The organism is Buttiauxella warmboldiae, assembly GCF_003818135.1.
Classification (GTDB): domain Bacteria; phylum Pseudomonadota; class Gammaproteobacteria; order Enterobacterales; family Enterobacteriaceae; genus Buttiauxella; species Buttiauxella warmboldiae.
Genome location: NZ_RPOH01000119.1, coordinates 1 through 673 on the forward strand (window position 1 = coordinate 1; position 673 = coordinate 673).

Below are 673 nucleotides of genomic sequence, written 5' to 3' on the forward strand. Positions count from 1 at the left end.
CCACCACCGCCGTCACGGGCACGGTCAGCGGAGATGCGAAAGCCGGTGACACGGTGACGCTGACGGTGAACGGTAATACCTTCACGGGGACGGTGGAAGTTCAACACGACGGCTCGCTGGGCTACCGTATTCCGGTCACTACCACCGATCTGGTAAGCGGCCAGACGGTGCATGCCACCATCACCACCACCGATGCGGCGGGCAACACCGCCACAGCCAGCGCTGACCATGCGGTCGGCGTGGATACGGAGGCAGCGGTGGAGATCAGCATTCATCCGGTTGCCGGAGATGATGTGATTAACGCCGCGGAAAGTGCGGCAGCCACCACCCCGGTCACGGGCACGGTCAGCGGAGATGCGAAAGCCGGTGACACGGTGACGCTGACGGTGAACGGCCACGCCTTTACGGGAACGGTGGAAGTTCAACACGACGGCTCGCTGGGCTACCGTATTCCGGTCACTACCGCAGACCTGATGAGCGGCCAGAAGGTGCACGCCACTATCACCACCACCGATGCGGCAGGCAACACCGCCACAGCCAGCGCTGACCATGCGGTCGGCGTGGATATGGGAGCAGAGGCGGGGATCACCGTGCATCCGGTAACCGCGGATGGGGTGATTAACGCCTCGGAAAGCACAGAAAGCCTGACACCAGTCACGGGCACGGTCAGCGG

At 63.7% G+C, this 673-nt stretch carries 1 protein-coding gene; it reads left to right on the forward strand.

The genetic code is table 11. The annotated features are described in order from the left end of the window. Positions 1-673, forward strand: a 673-nt coding sequence (locus EHN07_RS20230; protein ID WP_124025798.1) for an Ig-like domain-containing protein, incomplete at both ends; no start/stop codon positions are given.